This window comes from Streptomyces sp. NPDC055078, from assembly GCF_053607985.1.
This window is the reverse complement of sequence record NZ_JBSGUP010000134.1, coordinates 1-15,494: the sequence shown is the minus strand read 5'-3', so window position 1 is coordinate 15,494 and position 15,494 is coordinate 1. Positions and strand designations below refer to the sequence as shown.

Annotated in this window: 10 protein-coding genes; 2 read left to right on the top strand and 8 right to left on the bottom strand. The window is 70.5% G+C overall.

Features of this window, described 5'->3' with window-relative positions; genetic code table 11:
- The first annotated feature begins 158 nt into the window (after positions 1-158).
- Complete coding sequence (locus ACWF94_RS14525) at positions 159-458, top strand: NIPSNAP family protein (RefSeq protein WP_453487685.1); 300 nt, start codon at positions 159-161, stop codon at positions 456-458.
- On the opposite strand, the gene ACWF94_RS14520 is transcribed toward ACWF94_RS14525, so the two are convergent.
- The 8 genes from ACWF94_RS14520 to ACWF94_RS14485 all read right to left on the bottom strand — a co-directional run bounded on the left by ACWF94_RS14520 (position 459) and on the right by ACWF94_RS14485 (position 14,123).
- Entirely contained in the window at positions 459-4,007 is a 3,549-nt protein-coding gene (locus tag ACWF94_RS14520) for an nSTAND1 domain-containing NTPase (RefSeq protein WP_453487684.1), read from the bottom strand.
- A gap of 138 nt (positions 4,008-4,145) precedes the next feature.
- Positions 4,146-6,254, bottom strand: coding sequence for an NACHT domain-containing protein (locus ACWF94_RS14515; RefSeq protein WP_453487683.1), 2,109 nt, complete (start codon positions 6,252-6,254; stop codon positions 4,146-4,148).
- Between the two features lie 252 nt (positions 6,255-6,506).
- Positions 6,507-7,433: a GNAT family N-acetyltransferase gene (locus ACWF94_RS14510; RefSeq protein ID WP_453487682.1), complete on the bottom strand. Its 927-nt coding sequence runs from the start codon at positions 7,431-7,433 to the stop codon at positions 6,507-6,509.
- A gap of 44 nt (positions 7,434-7,477) precedes the next feature.
- A complete protein-coding gene (locus ACWF94_RS14505) occupies positions 7,478-9,418 on the bottom strand; it encodes a peptidase C14 (protein WP_453487687.1) in 1,941 nt (646 codons plus the stop codon).
- Between the two features lie 314 nt (positions 9,419-9,732).
- Positions 9,733-10,599 (bottom strand): SDR family NAD(P)-dependent oxidoreductase, encoded by an 867-nt coding sequence (locus ACWF94_RS14500; RefSeq protein WP_453487681.1) that lies wholly within the window; start codon positions 10,597-10,599, stop codon positions 9,733-9,735.
- Positions 10,600-10,721: 122 nt separating this feature from the next.
- On the bottom strand, positions 10,722-11,564 hold the full coding sequence (locus tag ACWF94_RS14495; RefSeq protein ID WP_453487680.1) for an amidohydrolase family protein: 843 nt from the start codon (positions 11,562-11,564) through the stop codon (positions 10,722-10,724).
- A 34-nt stretch (positions 11,565-11,598) separates the two neighbouring features.
- Entirely contained in the window at positions 11,599-12,786 is a 1,188-nt protein-coding gene (locus tag ACWF94_RS14490; protein WP_453487679.1) for a mandelate racemase/muconate lactonizing enzyme family protein, read from the bottom strand.
- Positions 12,786-14,123, bottom strand: coding sequence for an aspartate aminotransferase family protein (locus ACWF94_RS14485; RefSeq protein ID WP_453487678.1), 1,338 nt, complete (start codon positions 14,121-14,123; stop codon positions 12,786-12,788). The genes ACWF94_RS14490 and ACWF94_RS14485 overlap by 1 nt, the downstream gene beginning before the upstream one ends.
- A gap of 373 nt (positions 14,124-14,496) precedes the next feature.
- Here ACWF94_RS14485 and ACWF94_RS14480 point away from each other — a divergent pair, with 373 nt between their 5' ends.
- Complete coding sequence (locus ACWF94_RS14480; protein WP_453487686.1) at positions 14,497-15,267, top strand: IclR family transcriptional regulator; 771 nt, start codon at positions 14,497-14,499, stop codon at positions 15,265-15,267.
- The last annotated feature ends 227 nt before the right edge of the window (positions 15,268-15,494 follow it).

The following is a 15,494-nucleotide window of genomic DNA, read 5'->3' as shown; positions in this document are numbered from 1 at the left end:
CACCTGATCCGTACCGAGCCTCGCGAACAGCGACGCCTCACACCGGCTCCGGGCCGGGCCCGATGACACGGGCTCGGCCCGGAGGCGGTACGAGGGTCGGACTGTCGCCGGACACAGCTTGTGTCTCCAGAGCGAGGCGCGCTCACGAGAGGCTTCCCATGCCCAGAACCACGCAGCTCCGCACCTACACCGTCCGTGAAGGAATGCTCGACGAGTGGGTCGAGCGGTGGCGGGCGGAGATCGTGCCGCTGCGGCTGGAGATGGGGTTCACCATCGGTGGCGCGTGGGTCGACCGGGAACGCAACCAGTTCGTCTGGCTGCTTTCCTACGACGGTCCGGAGACCTTCGCCGAACGCAATGCGATGTACTGGTCGTCACGGGCCCGCGAGGACATGAACCTCGATCCGAATGACTATCTGGTGCACACGGACGACCGGACCGTCGAGGAGCGGTGGTGACTAGTCCGGCGCGGGCGGCAGCATGTGCTGAGTCCGCTCGGCCTCGGTGAGGGTACGGAAAACACGTCCGCGCGCGTATGCCTCAAGCCGGTCGAAGTCGGGGGTAGCGGACCAAACCCGGGCCGTTCCGTCACAGGAGGCGGTCAGCAGCCGGGTGCCGTCCCGTGACCACGCTACGGACGTCACCTTGTCCCGGTGGACACCGGCAATCACGGCTTCCTCGAAGGTCCCGGCCGACCAGACTCGTACCGTACGGTCGTCGGAACCAGTCGCGATGAATCGACCGTCCGGTGACCAGGCGATGGCTCGGACCCTGCCTTCGTGACCCTTCAGGGTGTCGATGCGGCGTCCCGTGGTGGTGTCCCACACAGCGGCGGTCCAGTCGCCGGAGGCTGTTGCGACCCGCTGTTCGTCGGGAGCCCAGGCGATGTCGTCCACGTAGTTGTCGTGCCCTCGCAGGACGGTGAACTGCCGGTTCTCACGGACGTCCCAGAGGCGGCAGGTGCGGTCGTCGGAGACGCTGGCGAGCAGGCGGCCGGTTGGGGACCAGGCGAGGCGGCCGATCCAGTCCTGATGCCCGGCCAAGGACATTACCTCGGTGCCGCTGCGCGCGTCCCACAGCCGCACCGTGCCGTCATGTCCCCCGGTGGCGATGCGATCGCCGCTCGGAGACCAGGCGCAGGACTCGGTGGTGTCGCCCCGGTGCTCGAAGACGGGGTTGGAACACTCGTCCATGACGCGGAAGGTTCCATCGTTGGTGCTGAGCGCGAGCCGGTCGTCCTGGGGTGCCCAGGCGACACTCCAGACGCGGTCGTCCAGAACGGTCTGCCCGATCGGCTCTCCCGTGGTCGCGTCCCAGACACGGACCGTGGCGTCGTCGGCGGCGGTCGCGACGCGACTCTCATCGGATGACCAGGCGGCCTGGTTCACCGGGCTGCGGCCCCCGTCGATCAGCAGGCTCTCGGCTCCGGGAGGCCGTACGTCCCAAACCGCTCCGGTGCCATCGGTCGAGGCGGTGGCGAGCCGACGGCCCGTGGGCGACCAGGACACACCCCACACCGTGTCGGTGTGGCCCCGCAGTACGGCGAGAACCTTCGCGTCCCGGGTGCTGACGACACGTACGGTGCGGTCGGACGACGCGGTGGCGAGCGCCCGGCTGTCCGGGGACCAGGCCGGGTTCCATACGTAGTCGTCATGCCCCCGGAGCAGCAGCCGCAGTTCGCCGGTGCGGGCGTCCCAGATGCGTGCCGTGTGGTCGCCGGACCCCGTGGCGATGCCCTGGCCGTCGGGAGACCAGGCGATGCCCTCGACAAAATCGGAGTGGCCGGTCAGAGTGACGGCCGGAGTGCCCGTCGTCAGGTCCCAGACGATCGCCGTCTGGTCGTGGGAGGCCGACGCGAGCCGCGTGCTGTCGGGAGCCCAGGAGACTCCCCAGACATCGTCGCTGTGACCGCGCAACGTGTGGATCAGAGCACCGGTTTCGGCGTCCCACACCCTGACAGCGGCGTCCTTCGACGTGGCCGCGATCAGCCTGCCATCAGGGGACCAGGCAGCCTGCCTGCCGATGTCGGAGGCGCCGGTCAGCGCCCGCACCGGTCGCCCGGTCACCGCGTCCCAGACCCGTACGAGACGGTCACGACCCGTGGTGACCACGCGCGCGGAGTCGGGCGACCAGGCGACGCCTTCGACCATCACACCGTCGGACGGCAGGACGAGCAGCGACCGCCCCGACCCGGCGTCGAAGATACGGGCGGTGCCGTCCCTGGAAGCGGTGGCGAGCGAGCGTCCGTCCGGGGACCATACGATGTGACGAACGGTGTCCGTGTGCCCGTCGAGACGGGTGTGAATATGGCTGAATGCCAGGGCCGTCATCAGGGCACGGCGCGCCGACGGGGTGGGCGTACATTCGCCGAGGGCGGCCAGGGCAAGGAGAATCGCCCGCTCGGGACGGCTCTCGGCGATGCCGAGAGCGTACTGGCCAATGCTGTGCGAGACCCGTCGCAGATAGGAGAGATCACGCCGCTGCGAGGACTGGACGAGCGAGTGCGCGGTCGGCGACGCCTGGCCGGTCTCCTCCAGAGCGGCAAGCCAGCGCTGTGCAAGAGAAAGCCGTTCACCGGTGAGCAGATAGTCGTCACTCCGGACCGAACGCTCCCAGTCCTCGGCCCATCGTTCGAGTTCGGCGCGTTGGCGGAGCTGCTCGGTGCGTGCCTCGACCTCCTGCCTCAGAGGGGCCCATTGGCGGAACAGCGCTTCATGGGTCACCTGAGCGCACGGCACCTGTCCTGAGAGCGTGTCCCCATGGACGTCGGACATCAGCAGCCGCGCGTCCACAAACGCGTCCACGACACGGCGCTCCCGGTCCGTGAGCTCGGACAGGGGAACGCGTCTGCGGGCCACTTCCTGCCCCTGGACGGTGACGAACTTGAGCAGCACCCGCAGCACCTGGTCGATCCCGTCATCCGGACCGATCTCGCCCACAGTGTGGTCGGCCTGCCGGGCGAGGGCACCGGCCACGCCCCCCAGACTGCGGTACAGCTCATCGGTAACGGTCGCGCCTGGACCGCCGGAGGCAAGGTACAGCTCCTGAAGGAGGTAGGCGAGTAGAGGCAGGGCATCGTCCGTGCCCGCGTCGTCCATCATGGTGTCGACGACCCCGGGTGCGAAGGTCAGGTCGACCAGTGAACCCGGTCGCTCCACCGCCTCGGCCAGCCGGCTTCTGGTCAGCGCTCCGACAGCGATCGGGCCCTGAACGAGGTCGGCGTGAGCGGTGCCGAGGAACTGTCCGAGGAACTCCACCCGCAGTGTCGCCAGGATGCGGACACGGGAGTCCCGGTCCACGCAGGTGCGGATCGCTTCGAGGAACTGTGCGCGCTCGCGCTCACCAGCAAGCGTGATGACTTCCTCCAGCTGGTCAATGACCAGAAGCGTGCGGCGAAAGCGGCCACTGTGCAGCCGGGACAGCTCCACCCCCAGGGACCCCGGCCCCTGTCGCAGCCGCCGCAGGACGGTGTTCACCTGCTCCCTCCCTCCGGCAGCGGCGATCGCGCCGGCGAGAGCCCCGAGCGGGTTGGGGCCAGGAGCGAAGGCGGGCAGGACAGTCCATCTGCGCCCTCGTAGCCTTGGCATCACACCGGCCCTGACCAGCGAGGACTTTCCGCTGCCTGACGCGCCGACCACGACGACGTACCGGTCGGCGGGCCGGTCTGCCGATGTGTGCAGCCTGCGGGTCAGTTCCGCGGCCTGGGCTTCCCGCCCGAAGTAGACGGCGGCCTCGTCCTCCATGAAGGCGTCCAGACCCGGGTACGGCACTCGGTCCCGGGGCCAGTCCGCCTGTGGCGGCGCGGGATTCTCCAGCCGGTGGACGACGACCTGCCCGAGCACTATCGCCAGGACGAGCAGACCCATGGCGGGTACGGACGCCTGCTGAATGAGCTTGAGCAGCCACGGCGCGTCATCCACGTTGGTGGCGTAGTTGGTGACGATACCGAGCAGACAGGCGAGAAGCACCAGCAGGATCTGGAGCGCCAGTTGCATCCGGTGTCTCATGAGCCCCCTCGTACCGACCAGTTGTCCCGACAGGACATCATCCGAGGCCGCACCGCTGATCTCAACAGGGCGTGTTCGGCCTCGCGTGATCGGCTCGGCGGGCATCGGTGTACCGCGGTGCCTGGTTCCACCAGTGGCTCAGGGAGCGGGGTGCTGGGCGAGCCAGTCCTGGAGTTCGCGGTGGCGGAACTGATAGGCGGTTCCGGCGGTACGCATGATGCCGACCTGGGTGGCCCAGTGCAGGAATCGGCCCAGCCGCCAGGGCAGCCGGTGGTGCCCGAAGCGGGTGAAGAGCAGGAAGACGCCGTAGCGCAGGCCGGCGGGCACGCTCGCCAGTCCGGCGGTGATCGCCGCCAGTGTGCCGGCGAGTGGCGCGAAGAGCAGGTAGCCGGGAGGGTCGAGGGTGGCGATGAGCCCGATCGAGATACCGAGGGCCAGGATGATCACCACGGTGATGGTGAGGGCCACCAGAAGGTCGTCGCGGATGAGGCGGCGCGGGTCGCCGACCTCGGAGACCTCCCTGCGGAAGAGCGAGCCCACGAGCCCGAACATGAATCCGGCCGGGAGCCCGAAGAATATCCCCACGGCAGCGATCATCGGCACGACGTTGCGCTCCCAGACCCAGTACGGGTCCAAGGACAGCTCGAAGCTCCCGTCCGACACGTTGATGATCAGCAGGACCATCGACCCGACGGCCACCGCGATCACGAATCCGGCGATGGACCCGGTGATGAGTCCGCTCAGGGCACGGCCCCAGTCCCGGAGGGTGCGCAGGGTGGGTGACCCGAGGCGGTGGGGGCGCGGCCACACCCGGACCCACGTCTGGACGACGCCGAAGAGCACGATCGGCGCCACCATGGCGAGCAGATGGACGAACAGCTCGCGGCCGGATATGTCCCTGAGCCCCATGTAGTGGTTGACATCGCTGCTCAGGAACCTCATACCGATGGCGATCACCGGGACGACGATCGCGAGGTAGAGCAGGACCTGGGCGGCTCGTACGCGCCGGTTCCCCACGAGGGGCCACAGTTCGTGCGGGATGAGGTCGATGCCGGACAGCGCCCGGCCCCGGATCACCCGGGTGCCGCCCATGTTGTCCTCCAGGTGCCGGGCCAGCACATGCAGCCGGGCGTGGACCTGAGGGCGGGTCATCCGGTTCGGGGGCGGGAGGTGGCCGGTCGCGGCGTGCTGGAGGAACAGGTCGACGAGGTGGTCACGCACCGCTTCCACACCGGTGAGGGCGGGGACGAGCAGACCGGCGGGTGCGAGGGCGTGGCTTCCGGTGGCGGGGTCGCACTGTTCGTAGAGGGAGACGGCCATCGTCAGCCGCCACGGAGTCGACAGGCCCTGGGCGAGGGGCCCGTCGGGGGCGGTTTCGAGTTCCCGGAGTACGTCGTCCCACCGGGCCGGGTCCTGGGTGTGGGAGCGGATGAAGGCACACGCCCGCGCCGCGCTGACGGGGGTGATCTCCACTCGGGCGGTGTCGCGTGCGTGGGTGCCCAGCGCCTCGTACGCGGCACTGCGGGAGGTCAGGATCATGCCCGCGCGGGGGCGTCCGTATCGGTAGGCGTCCAGTTCCCGCATCGCCCGGCGGGCCCGTGGCGCGTCTCCGCCTCCGGCGTCCATCTCGTCCAGGCCGTCCAGGACGGGCAGGATCAGCCCGTCCTCGACCAGGGCGGTCGCCGCGGCACGGGAGAGCTGGAAGGTCTCCATCAGATGCCGCCGCATCCACATCCTGACCGCGTCGCCGATGTCGCGTGTGGTGGTGACGGTGGGCATACGGGTCCAGGAGGCGAGTGACATGCGTACCGGTACCGGGTCGCGCGGACCTCGGTCCTCGACCAGCGTGAGAAGGAGTTCGATGGCCAGGACCGTCTTGCCCGAACCGGCCGCCCCGGTGATCACCAGCCGGCCGGGCCGCAGCCGGCGGTAGTAGTCGATCACCCCGCTCAGGCTCCCGTCGGGGTCGGCGCCCGCGGCGTTGTGGGCGGGCGCGGGCCGCAGCGTGAACCGTACGTCGATCGGAGTGCCGACATCTCCGAGGAGGCGGGCACGTTCCCTGGTCTCGGCGAGGGTGACCTCCGCGGCGAGCTTCGCGGCGAGCGCGGTCGTGTCCGGGACCTGGACCCGCAGCGTGCTCAGGGCCATATGGGCCGACCACACCGCCACGAACAATCCGGGCAGCGCGATCAGCAGACCCGTACCGTCCAGGGCCTCACCCCCCGGCTTCCGCTCCGTCAACCACACGGCCAGAGCAGCGACACACCCCCCGCAGAGCACAACCCACAGCCAGCCAGTCCCCCGCCCCCGGATACGTTCCATGCCTCCAGAAGTACCACCCCGCGCACGAGCCGCATCGGCTTTCGGGCAACCTCACCGAGGCCGGCCGATCCGCTCCGGCGGTCCGGGAATCCGGAGTGTCAGACCCTGGCTCTACGGTTGGTCCATGACGTCAGAAATGGACCTGCGGCCTGTCCGCGAGCGGCGAAGGCACCGTGCTCAGAACGAGTCGCCGTGCCAGTGCACCGCCCCCGGCGCGGTGACCGTGGCGCGGACGGCCGCCGGGTCCGCGTGCAGGGTGCGGTACATACCTGTGCGGTGTTCCACGGGGCGGGCGTCGGCCAGGAGCGCGGGGAGGGCCGTCACCACCGCGTCGTCCGGTGGGAGGCGTACGTCGGCGGTGCTGTGTCCGGCGGCGCGGGCGCGTCCGGCGGCGGCGGAGAGCAGGGCACGGGCGACGGAGGGGGCGTCGGCGGAGAGGGCGATCTCGGCGATCAGGGCGGTGTCGTCGCGGTGGCGGAGGACGAGGAAGCCGGTGGGGCGGCCGTCGGGGGCCTGGGCGACCAGGGTTTCGGTGACGGCCGGGTCGTACCAGACGGGAACGCGGTGCTGCCAGTCCTCCGGGGTGCGGACGGTGGTGAGGGGGCGGTGGGCGTCGTAGCCGTCGCGGAGGGCGGGGAGGTCGGAGGGCCGGGCCGGGCGGACCCGGGGGTCGGGAGCCGGGCTTCCGGCTTCGGGCGCCAGCGGGCCGGTCCAGCCGGAGGCCGTGAACGTCCGCCAGCCGGCGCCCTCGTAGACCCGTGGTGTGCCGGTGAACAGGAGCGACCAGGCGCAGCCGTCGTCGGTCATGGTCCGTACGGCCTGGGTGAGGAGCGCGGAGACATGGCCCCGGCCACGGGCCTCGGGGAGGGTCGCGACGGAGCCGAGGCAGCCGACGCGCTCCACGGTCGCGGCGGCGGAGCGGATGGGCCGGGGCTGGTAGTGGACGGCGGAGAGCACCCGTCCGCCGTCCGCCGCGACGAAGGTACGGCGGTGCCGCCCCTGGTCGCGGGCCCACAGCTCCGCCACCGGCGCGGTCCCGAAGGCCGTGTGCCACAGGGCGTGGAGGGACGGTTCGTCCGCCGGGGTCGCGGTGCGGTACTCCATGGGCCGGAATCCTCTCGTACGGCGAAAGCGGCGGAGATACGGGCTCAGAGCACCAGGTTGCCCGTGGTCCGGACGCGGTCGCCGTCCTCGGGCACGGCGGTGCGGGTGACTCCGTCCTCGGTGCAGGAGGTGTGCAGCAGCGCCGATGAGCCGGTGAACGCGGCGGGGGCGAGGGTGAGTCTCCCGCCGGTGAAGCGGGCGCCGACGGCAGCGTAGCGGTTGGTTCCGGTATCGATACGCAGATGGGCGGCGGCTTCGGCGGTGGTGCTGCGGAGGTCGGCCAGGTCCCAGGTGACGGTGGCGCCGTCCGCGCCCTTCGCGCGGGTGAGCAGGGCGTGTTCGGCGTTGTCGCCGCGCAGGGCCGCGCCGCCGCCGATCGCGAGGCGCTGGTCGCGTACGGCGGTGAGGTGGATGCCGGTGTCGGTGAGGGTGCCGCCGTCGATGCGCAGTTCGCCGGAGCCCACCGAGAGGGGGGCCGCGTCCTGGGCGCCGGTCAGGGTGCAGTCGGTGAAGCGGACGGGACCGGGGCCGCGCAGGATGTTGCCGTCGAGTCCGGTGAACGTACAGCGGACGAAGTGGACCGTGGTGGTGACGGGTGTCTGGACGAGGACGCTGCTCTTGGGGAGCGTGAAGACACAGTCCGTGACCGTGGTGGGGCGGGTGGACCGGGCGGAGCGCTGGCCGACGGCGAAGGAGGAGGCGCTGCAGCCGCGCAGTTGGGCGCCGTCGGCGTTGACGGTGAGGGTGCCCGCGCTGTCGAAGGTGGGGCGGGCGATGACCTTGACATTCTCCAGCGTCAGGTCGGTGATCTTCGTGTTGGCGGTGAACCAGGAGCAGACATGGTCGCGGACGGTGATGCGTTTGGCCGATGTGCCCCACTGCGCTCCGGAGTTGGCGATATCCATGAGTCCGGAGTTGCCCTCGAAGACGAGGTCGTGTTCGTACTGCCCGTGGGTGGTGAAGGGGTTGCCGCCCTGGTCGTCGCCGTCGCCGTGGCAGTTGACGACCCGGCAGTAGGCGGAGGCGGTGAGGTCGTTGAGATGGCGGGCGTTGCTGCTGGCGCAGTCGGCGACGCGGCCGTGGATGCAGTAGATCTGCTGGGTGAGATAGCCCGCGCCGCCGAAGTGGACGGTGGGCGGGTTCTTCAGGGAGCAGCGTTCGGTGGTGAACCGGTTGCCCCAGCGGCGCATGACGACGGGCCAGAAGGTGCCGGTGGCATGCAGGTCGGAGACATCGCAGTCGACGGCGTACTCGAAGGCGACGGGGTGGGAGCCGGTGTACTGGTCGTCGGTGGCGCCGGTGTCCTCGCCCGCGCCGAGAAAGACCATGTCGCGTACGGTGATCCGCTCGACGGGTCGTACGGGAGTCCAGGTCAGGGTGCGTCCGGGGGCCAGTTCCCAGCCGTTGAGGTAGTCGACGCGGACATGGGTGCCGTCGATGATCTGGGTGATCTGGACGAGGCGCTGGAGTTCGCGCTCGTCCCGCCCGCCGCCCGCGACGGTGTCGCTGGTGACGGTCCACCACTGGCCGACCCCGAACGCGGCGGAGTCCGGTACCGGGAAGGCGTCGGTGAGTTCGATGACCTTCTCGGGGAGGGTGTGGCGGACCGTGTCGGCGTCGGCGCCCGGTTTGCCCCGGAAGAACAGCACCGCGCCGAAGGGGTTGTCGTGAGTGTTGCGTTCGATGCCTCCGGTGTGGACGGTGTTGCCGCCGAAGTCCAGGTCGAGATCGGAGCGGAAGAAGGTGTGGCGGCGGCGGAACAGCAGATCGGTACGGGCCTCGATCCGGTGGACGGCGGGGTCGTCGACCATGGCGTCGAGCGCGTCGTCGGCGGGGGTCTTCGCGTCGAAATGGCCGAAGCGGCGGAAGTCCAGGGCGCCGTCGTGGAGTTGGTGCCAGCGGCCCCGGCGCGGGGCGTCCCGGGGGCTGAGGACCGTACCCCCGTTGGCGGCGGCGGTGGTACGGGCGTCGTAACGCAGGGTCATGCCTCCGCCGTCGCCGGGGGTCCGGTATCCGGCGACGACGGCGAGTTCGCCGTGGGTCAGTGCCCGGGAGGGGCGGGCGAGCAGTTCGGCGACGGTGTCATGGGCGCGGGGCGAGCGGTTCGCGCGGCTGTCGGCGTGGGCGGTGCGGGGGGCCGCGATGGTCGTGCCGACCGCGAGGGCGGCGCCCGCGCCGCCGAGGTGCAGCAGCCGGCGGCGGGAGGAGGGGGCGGCGGCGGCAGGGTCGGCGGCAGGGTCGGCGGCAGGGTCGGGGGCCAGGACGTCAGGGGGCTGCGGGCTCTGCGGGCTCTGCGGGCTCAAGGCAGGTGTCTCTCATCCGGGTCCGCGGCGGCGGACGGCTGATCCGGGGACGACAGTGTGGTGCGGTACGGCGGCATGAAGCGGGTCCGGGGCATCTGGTCGGCGAGTACGCCGCCGTCCACCACGATCCGGGTGCCGGTGATGTAGGCGCCCGCGTCGGAGGCGAGCAGCAGCAGCGCGCCCGCGCACTCGTCGGGCCGGGCGTAGCGGCCGAGCGGGATGCGCTCGCGGTAGGCGGCCTCGAACGCCTCCCGGTCGAAGGGGAACTCGCCGTCGATGGGGGTCTCGACCATGCCGGGGGCGATGGCGTTGACGGTGATGGCGTGCGGGGCGAGTTCCACCGCGAGGGTCTGGGTGAGGAGGTCGACGGCGGCCTTGGAGGCGTTGTAGTGGACGAGCCCGGCCTCCGCGACCAGGCCGTTCTTGGAGGTGATGTTGATGATCCGGCCGGGTACGGAGTCGGCGATCATATGTTCCGCGACGCGCTGGGTGAGGAAGAAGACGGCGTCGACATTGACCCGCATCACCCGGGACCAGCTCTCCGGTGTGACCTCGTTGAAGCGTTCGAGGGCGGCGACGCCCGCGTTGTTGACGAGGATGTGCAGCGGTCCGGCGTCCGCGCGCACCCGGTCGGCGAAGCCGGTGAGTTCTTCCGTACGGGACAGGTCCTGCTCGTGGACGCGGACGGTCCGGCCCGGACGCCGGACGAGTTCGGCGGTCTCGGCGAGGCCGGGTGCGCCGGGCAGGTCGGTGAGGATCAGTTCGGCCCCGGCGTCGGCGAGCGCGATGGCGAAGGCGCGGCCGAGGCCACGCGCGGCGCCGGTCACCAGCGCGGTGCGTCCGGTGAGGTCGAAGCGGTCCATTCAGATGCTCCCGGCTCAGAGAAATACGGAGAGATACATAGGGATACGGAGGGATACGGGTGGAGAGGGGGCCCGGCGGCGGGGAAGGCCGCCCGCGACCGGGCCCCCGGTCTTGGGGGGGCTCAGTCCAGACCCAGCAGACCGAGCGCGGGGCGGTGGATCAGGGCTTCGACCGCGTCCTGGTCGAGCGGGTCGAGTCCGGGGATACCGGGGACGCGGGCGATACGGCGCAGTCCGTCGACGGAGTCGTTCACCGTGGTGAAGGGGAAGTCGCTGCCGAAGAGCAGTTTGTCCCAGACGCCGTAGTCCTGGACGAGGCGCAGACTGTGCCAGAGCTGGAAGGGGCGGTAGTGCAGCGCGCTGATGTCGGCGTAGACATGCCGGTGTTTGCGGATGACGGCGACGCACTCCCCCTCGAAGGGGTGGGCGAGGTGGGCGAGCACCATCCGCAGCTCCGGGTGGCGCATGGCGACCCAGTCCAGATGCCGGGGCATGGCGTACTCCAGCGGCGCCTGCGAGATGAACGTCGTCCCGGTGTGCACCAGCATCGGCAGGCCGTGCCGTTCCGCGTAGCCGAACAGCTCGTCGTAGGCGGGGTCGGCGGGGTTGAACCCGGCGTACATCGGCATGATCTTGATGCCGCGCAGCCCGAGGTCCCGGTGGCCGTGGGTGAGTTCGTCCTGCCAGCCCGGCTGGGTGGGGTCGATGGAGAGATAGCCGATCAGCCGGTCGGGGTGGGCCCCGGCGTAGGCGGCGACGGCCGTGTCGTCCACCCACAGTCCGCTGCGGCGGGCCTTGCCGCCGACGACGACCGTACGGGTGCCGTCCGGGGCGGTGGCCGCGTACTCCTCCCAGCGGACGGTGAGGTCGACCTCACCGGCGTGGGCGCGCGCCGACTCGTCGCGGAAGGTGGCGTCGAAGTCATGGCTGTGCCGGAAGAGATGGGAGTGCACGTCGATGATCACGCCCGGCCCCCTGCCGTGGGGTACGGCCCCTGCATCATGTGCGGTTCCTCTTCTCCCAGCCCTCGGCGAACATGTTCCAGAAACGGTGGCTCGGCGGGTGCTCGGCGAAGACCTCATCGACCAGTTCGATGCCGAGGCCGGGGGCGGTGGGCAGCTCGATATGGCCGTCGACCACCGGCAGCGCGCCCTTGACCGCGTCGAAGACATACGGCTCGAGGAGTCCGTCGAAGGTCTCCAGGATCTGGAAGTTGGTGATCCCGAGGGCGGCGTGCACCGAGGCGGTGGTGCAGAGCGGGGAGTTGGAGTTGTGCGGGGCGACGGTCATGCCGTGGGCGTCCGCCTGGGCCGCGATCTTCCGCAGTTCGGTGAAGCCGCCCGCCATCGACAGATCGGGCTGGATGATGTCGACCGCGCCCGTCGCGAAGAGCTGCTTGTACTCGTACCGGTTGTGGAAGTGCTCACCGCCGGAGATCGGGAACGGCGCGATCGCGCGCAGCTCCGCGTACCGCTCGATATGCGTCCAGGGCATCGGCTCCTCGAACCAGCCGATGTCGTACGGCGCGAGTTCGTGCAGCAGCCGGCGGGCGGTGCCGGTGCCGAAGCGGGCGTGGCCCTCGATGAAGAGGTCGGTGTCGGGGCCGACGGCGTCGCGGACGGCGGCGACCAGCTCGACCGAGCGGCGCAGCTCGGCCTTCTCCAGATGGTGCAGTCCGGCACCGAACGGGTCGAACTTGAGGGCGGTGTACCCCTTCGCGAGCGTCTCCTGGGCCTTGGCGGCGAAGACCTCGGGCTCGCGCTCGCCGGTGTACCAGCCGTTGGCGTAGACGCGTACGCGATCGCGGGTGGCTCCCCCGGTGAGCCGGTACACCGGGAGTCCGACCGCCTTGCCCATCAGGTCGTACAGCGCCTGGTCGACGCCCGAGACGACCACGCCGCCGATGTCGCCGCCGCGCAGATAGTCGCCCTGGTACATCCGCAGCCAGAGTTCCTCGACGTCGAAGGGGTCGGCGCCGATGAGATGGCGGCGGCCCATCGCCTCGGTGAGGGCGCAGGTCTCGGCCACCCGGTAGGGGTGGGTGATCTCGCCGACTCCGCTGAGGCCCTCGTCGGTGTGGATACGGACATAGCCGAAGTCACGCCAGGCGGTGCCGAGGACGAGGGTCTCGACCCGGGTGATCCGCCCGGCGGGCCCGGTGGGGCGGCTGGTGTTGACGGTGAGCATCAGCGCTGTGCTCCGCCCATGGTGGAGGTGTGGGCCAGATCGGCCGGTCCGCCCTCGGTCAGGGTCTTGTGGACGGCGGCCTCGGTGGACTCGATGAGATGGTCGATGTCGGCGTCGGTGTGCGCGTACGAGATATGGCTGCGCTTGAGGTTGAGCGGCAGCTCGAAGATCCCGTGCTCGGTGAGGTTGCGGCGTACGCCGATGAACCGGGCCGCGTCGTTGGCGAGCAGGTCGTCGTACGAGAGGGGGGCGGGGCCCGCCATGAAGTAGCTGACGAAGACCGAGCCGTAGCCGGTGACGACGGCGGGCACGCCCAGGCTCTCGTACAGCGCGGAGAGTCCGGTACGGGCGCGCTCACCGAGCCGGAAGGTGTGCTCGTGCACCGGCTCGTCGGTCAGCTTCCGCAGGGTGGCGAGGGCGGCGGCGACCACCTGGGGGTGGCCGTTGTACGTCCCGGCGAAGAACGCGGGGCCGCCGGGGCGGGTGCTGAACAGCTCCATCAGATCGGCCCGGCCGCCGAGCGCGCCGACCGGGGCGCCGTTGGCGATCGCCTTGCCGAGGGCGGTGAGGTCCGGGGTGATGCCGCAGATCGACTGGTAGCCGCCGAGGGCGTGCCGGAAGCCGGTGATGACCTCGTCGAAGATCAGCACACTGCCGGCCCGGGTGCACTCATCGCGCAGGGTGCGCAGGAAGTCGTCGGTGGGCAGCAGTGCGCCGACGTTGTGCGGGATGGGTTCGAGAATGACGGCGGCGATGTCGTCGCCGTGGTCCGCGAACACCTGGCGGACGGCGGCCACATCGTTGAACCGCAGGACCAGGGTGGCGTCCAGGACCTCCGGCAGGATGCCGGCGGAGGTGGGGTCATGGGCCCCGACCCGGTCCGGGGACGAGATCACATTGAGGCTCACGGAGTCGTGCCAGCCGTGGTAGCAGCCCTGGAACTTGACGACGAGCCGGCGTCCGGTGGCGGCCCGGGAGACCCGGAGCGCGTGGAAGGTGGCCTCGCTGCCGGTGCTGGTGAGCAGAACCTTCTCGATGGAGGGGACCAGTTCGGTGAGACGTTCGGCGAGGGTGACCTCGGCGTCGGTGACGGCCACGCCCGGGAGGGCCAGCTCGGCTCCGGCGGCGGTGGTCGCGGCGGCCACGTCGGGGTCGTTGTGGCCGAGCAGCGCGGGCCCGAAGGCGGCGTGGTAGTCGGTGAACTCGCGGCCGTGCTGGTCCCAGAAACGTGCGCCCCGGGTACGGGTGATCACCAGATCGGTGAACCCGGGGATGCTGCGCTGGCCGCTGTTGACGCCTCCCGGGATGACCCGGCGGGCGCGCTCGGCGAGCGTCATGCGGTGCTCCTTGCGTCGATTGCTGTCGGTCGGACCGGGGGCTCTGCTCAGCCCTCGGTCACGGGTGCCATCCGCCCGGCATTCGTCGCGATCAACTTGCGAACTGCTTCTACTGGCTTTGCTGGTGTTGCTGGCGTTGCCAGCTTCACTGGTTCTGCTGGTTTTGCTGTTTTTCAAAACACTGTTCTGTATATCGAAACAGTGCGCTTAGGTTAGATGGCCATTTCACCCACGTCAAGACTCGTCTTGGAGACAACGAGTCGCTTCAGGACTACCCTGTTCGGATATGCAGAACAGTCAGGGATCCGAGCAGGCAGATACGCGGAACGGTCGGGGACAGGGGCGAGAGGCCGCCGACCCCGCCAAGTACTGGGTGAAGACGGTCGGTCGGGGCGCCGAGATCCTGGAGGCCCTCGCCACCCGCGGCCCCGGCCACGGCATGAGCGTCACCGAGGTGGGCCAAGCCTGCGGAATCTCCAAGAGCGCCGCCTTCGGCATCCTCCAGACGCTCCGCCACTACGGGCTCGTCGCCGACGAGGGCGAGGGGATGCACCGCCGCTACCGCCTCGGGATGACCCTGGCCAGGCTCGGCGACCGGGCCCGCTCCCAGGTCTCCCTGCGCGATGTCGCCCGCCCGGTCCTGCTCGACCTCACCGGGTCCACCGGGATGGCCTCCCGGGTGGCGGTCCTCGAAGCGGGCCACGCCGTGGTGATCGACCAGGTCGACCTGGAGCAGGGCCCCCGCCTCGATCTGCGGATGGGCACGCGTGAGCTGCCCTACTGCTCGGGGCTCGGCAAGGCGCTGCTCGCGGAGATGCCCGAGGACGAGGCGCGCGAGCTGATCGCCCGTACGGGGCTGCGCCGCCGCACCTCACGCACCATCACCGACGAGGAGACCCTGATCACCCATCTGCGGGACATCCGCGCCTCCGGGTACGCCCTGGACGACGAGGAGGACGCCGAGGGGATCTTCTGCGTCGGCAGCGTGGTCCGCGACCACCGCGGTGACACCGCCGGGGCGATCAGTGTCACCGGGCTCAAACTGGACCAGCCAAGCTGGCGGTTCCAGGAGCTGGGGCGGCAGGTGCGGGATGCGGCGGAGCGGATCAGTCTGAGCCTGGGGCATCGGCCGGGGCCGGCCTGACCCCTCGCCGGGCCCGGGCCCTGCGGCTGGGTCGACCGCGTGTCGTTGCCGTGCCCGCGCCATGTGTTTGCCGCGGTGTGTCCGGCTGACGCGCACCCCTGCGGGGTGTCCTCAAACGCCGGACAGGCTTGATATGCGCACCCCGGTTCGCAAGCCCCAAGCACCCGGAGCCAGGCGTCCGTCCTCAAACGCCGGACAGGCTTGATATGCGCACCCGGGCAGGCAAA

Excerpts from the sequence above, each read along its gene's own strand:
- ACWF94_RS14525 (WP_453487685.1), top strand. The coding sequence starts at position 159 with ATGCCCAGAACCACGCAGCTCCGCACCTACACCGTCCGTGAAGGAATG.
- ACWF94_RS14520 (WP_453487684.1), bottom strand. The coding sequence starts at position 4,007 with ATGAGACACCGGATGCAACTGGCGCTCCAGATCCTGCTGGTGCTTCTC.
- ACWF94_RS14510 (WP_453487682.1), bottom strand. The coding sequence starts at position 7,433 with ATGGAGTACCGCACCGCGACCCCGGCGGACGAACCGTCCCTCCACGCC.
- ACWF94_RS14505 (WP_453487687.1), bottom strand. The coding sequence starts at position 9,418 with ATGACCCTGCGTTACGACGCCCGTACCACCGCCGCCGCCAACGGGGGT.
- ACWF94_RS14500 (WP_453487681.1), bottom strand. The coding sequence starts at position 10,599 with ATGGACCGCTTCGACCTCACCGGACGCACCGCGCTGGTGACCGGCGCC.
- ACWF94_RS14490 (WP_453487679.1), bottom strand. The coding sequence starts at position 12,786 with ATGCTCACCGTCAACACCAGCCGCCCCACCGGGCCCGCCGGGCGGATC.
- ACWF94_RS14485 (WP_453487678.1), bottom strand. The coding sequence starts at position 14,123 with ATGACGCTCGCCGAGCGCGCCCGCCGGGTCATCCCGGGAGGCGTCAAC.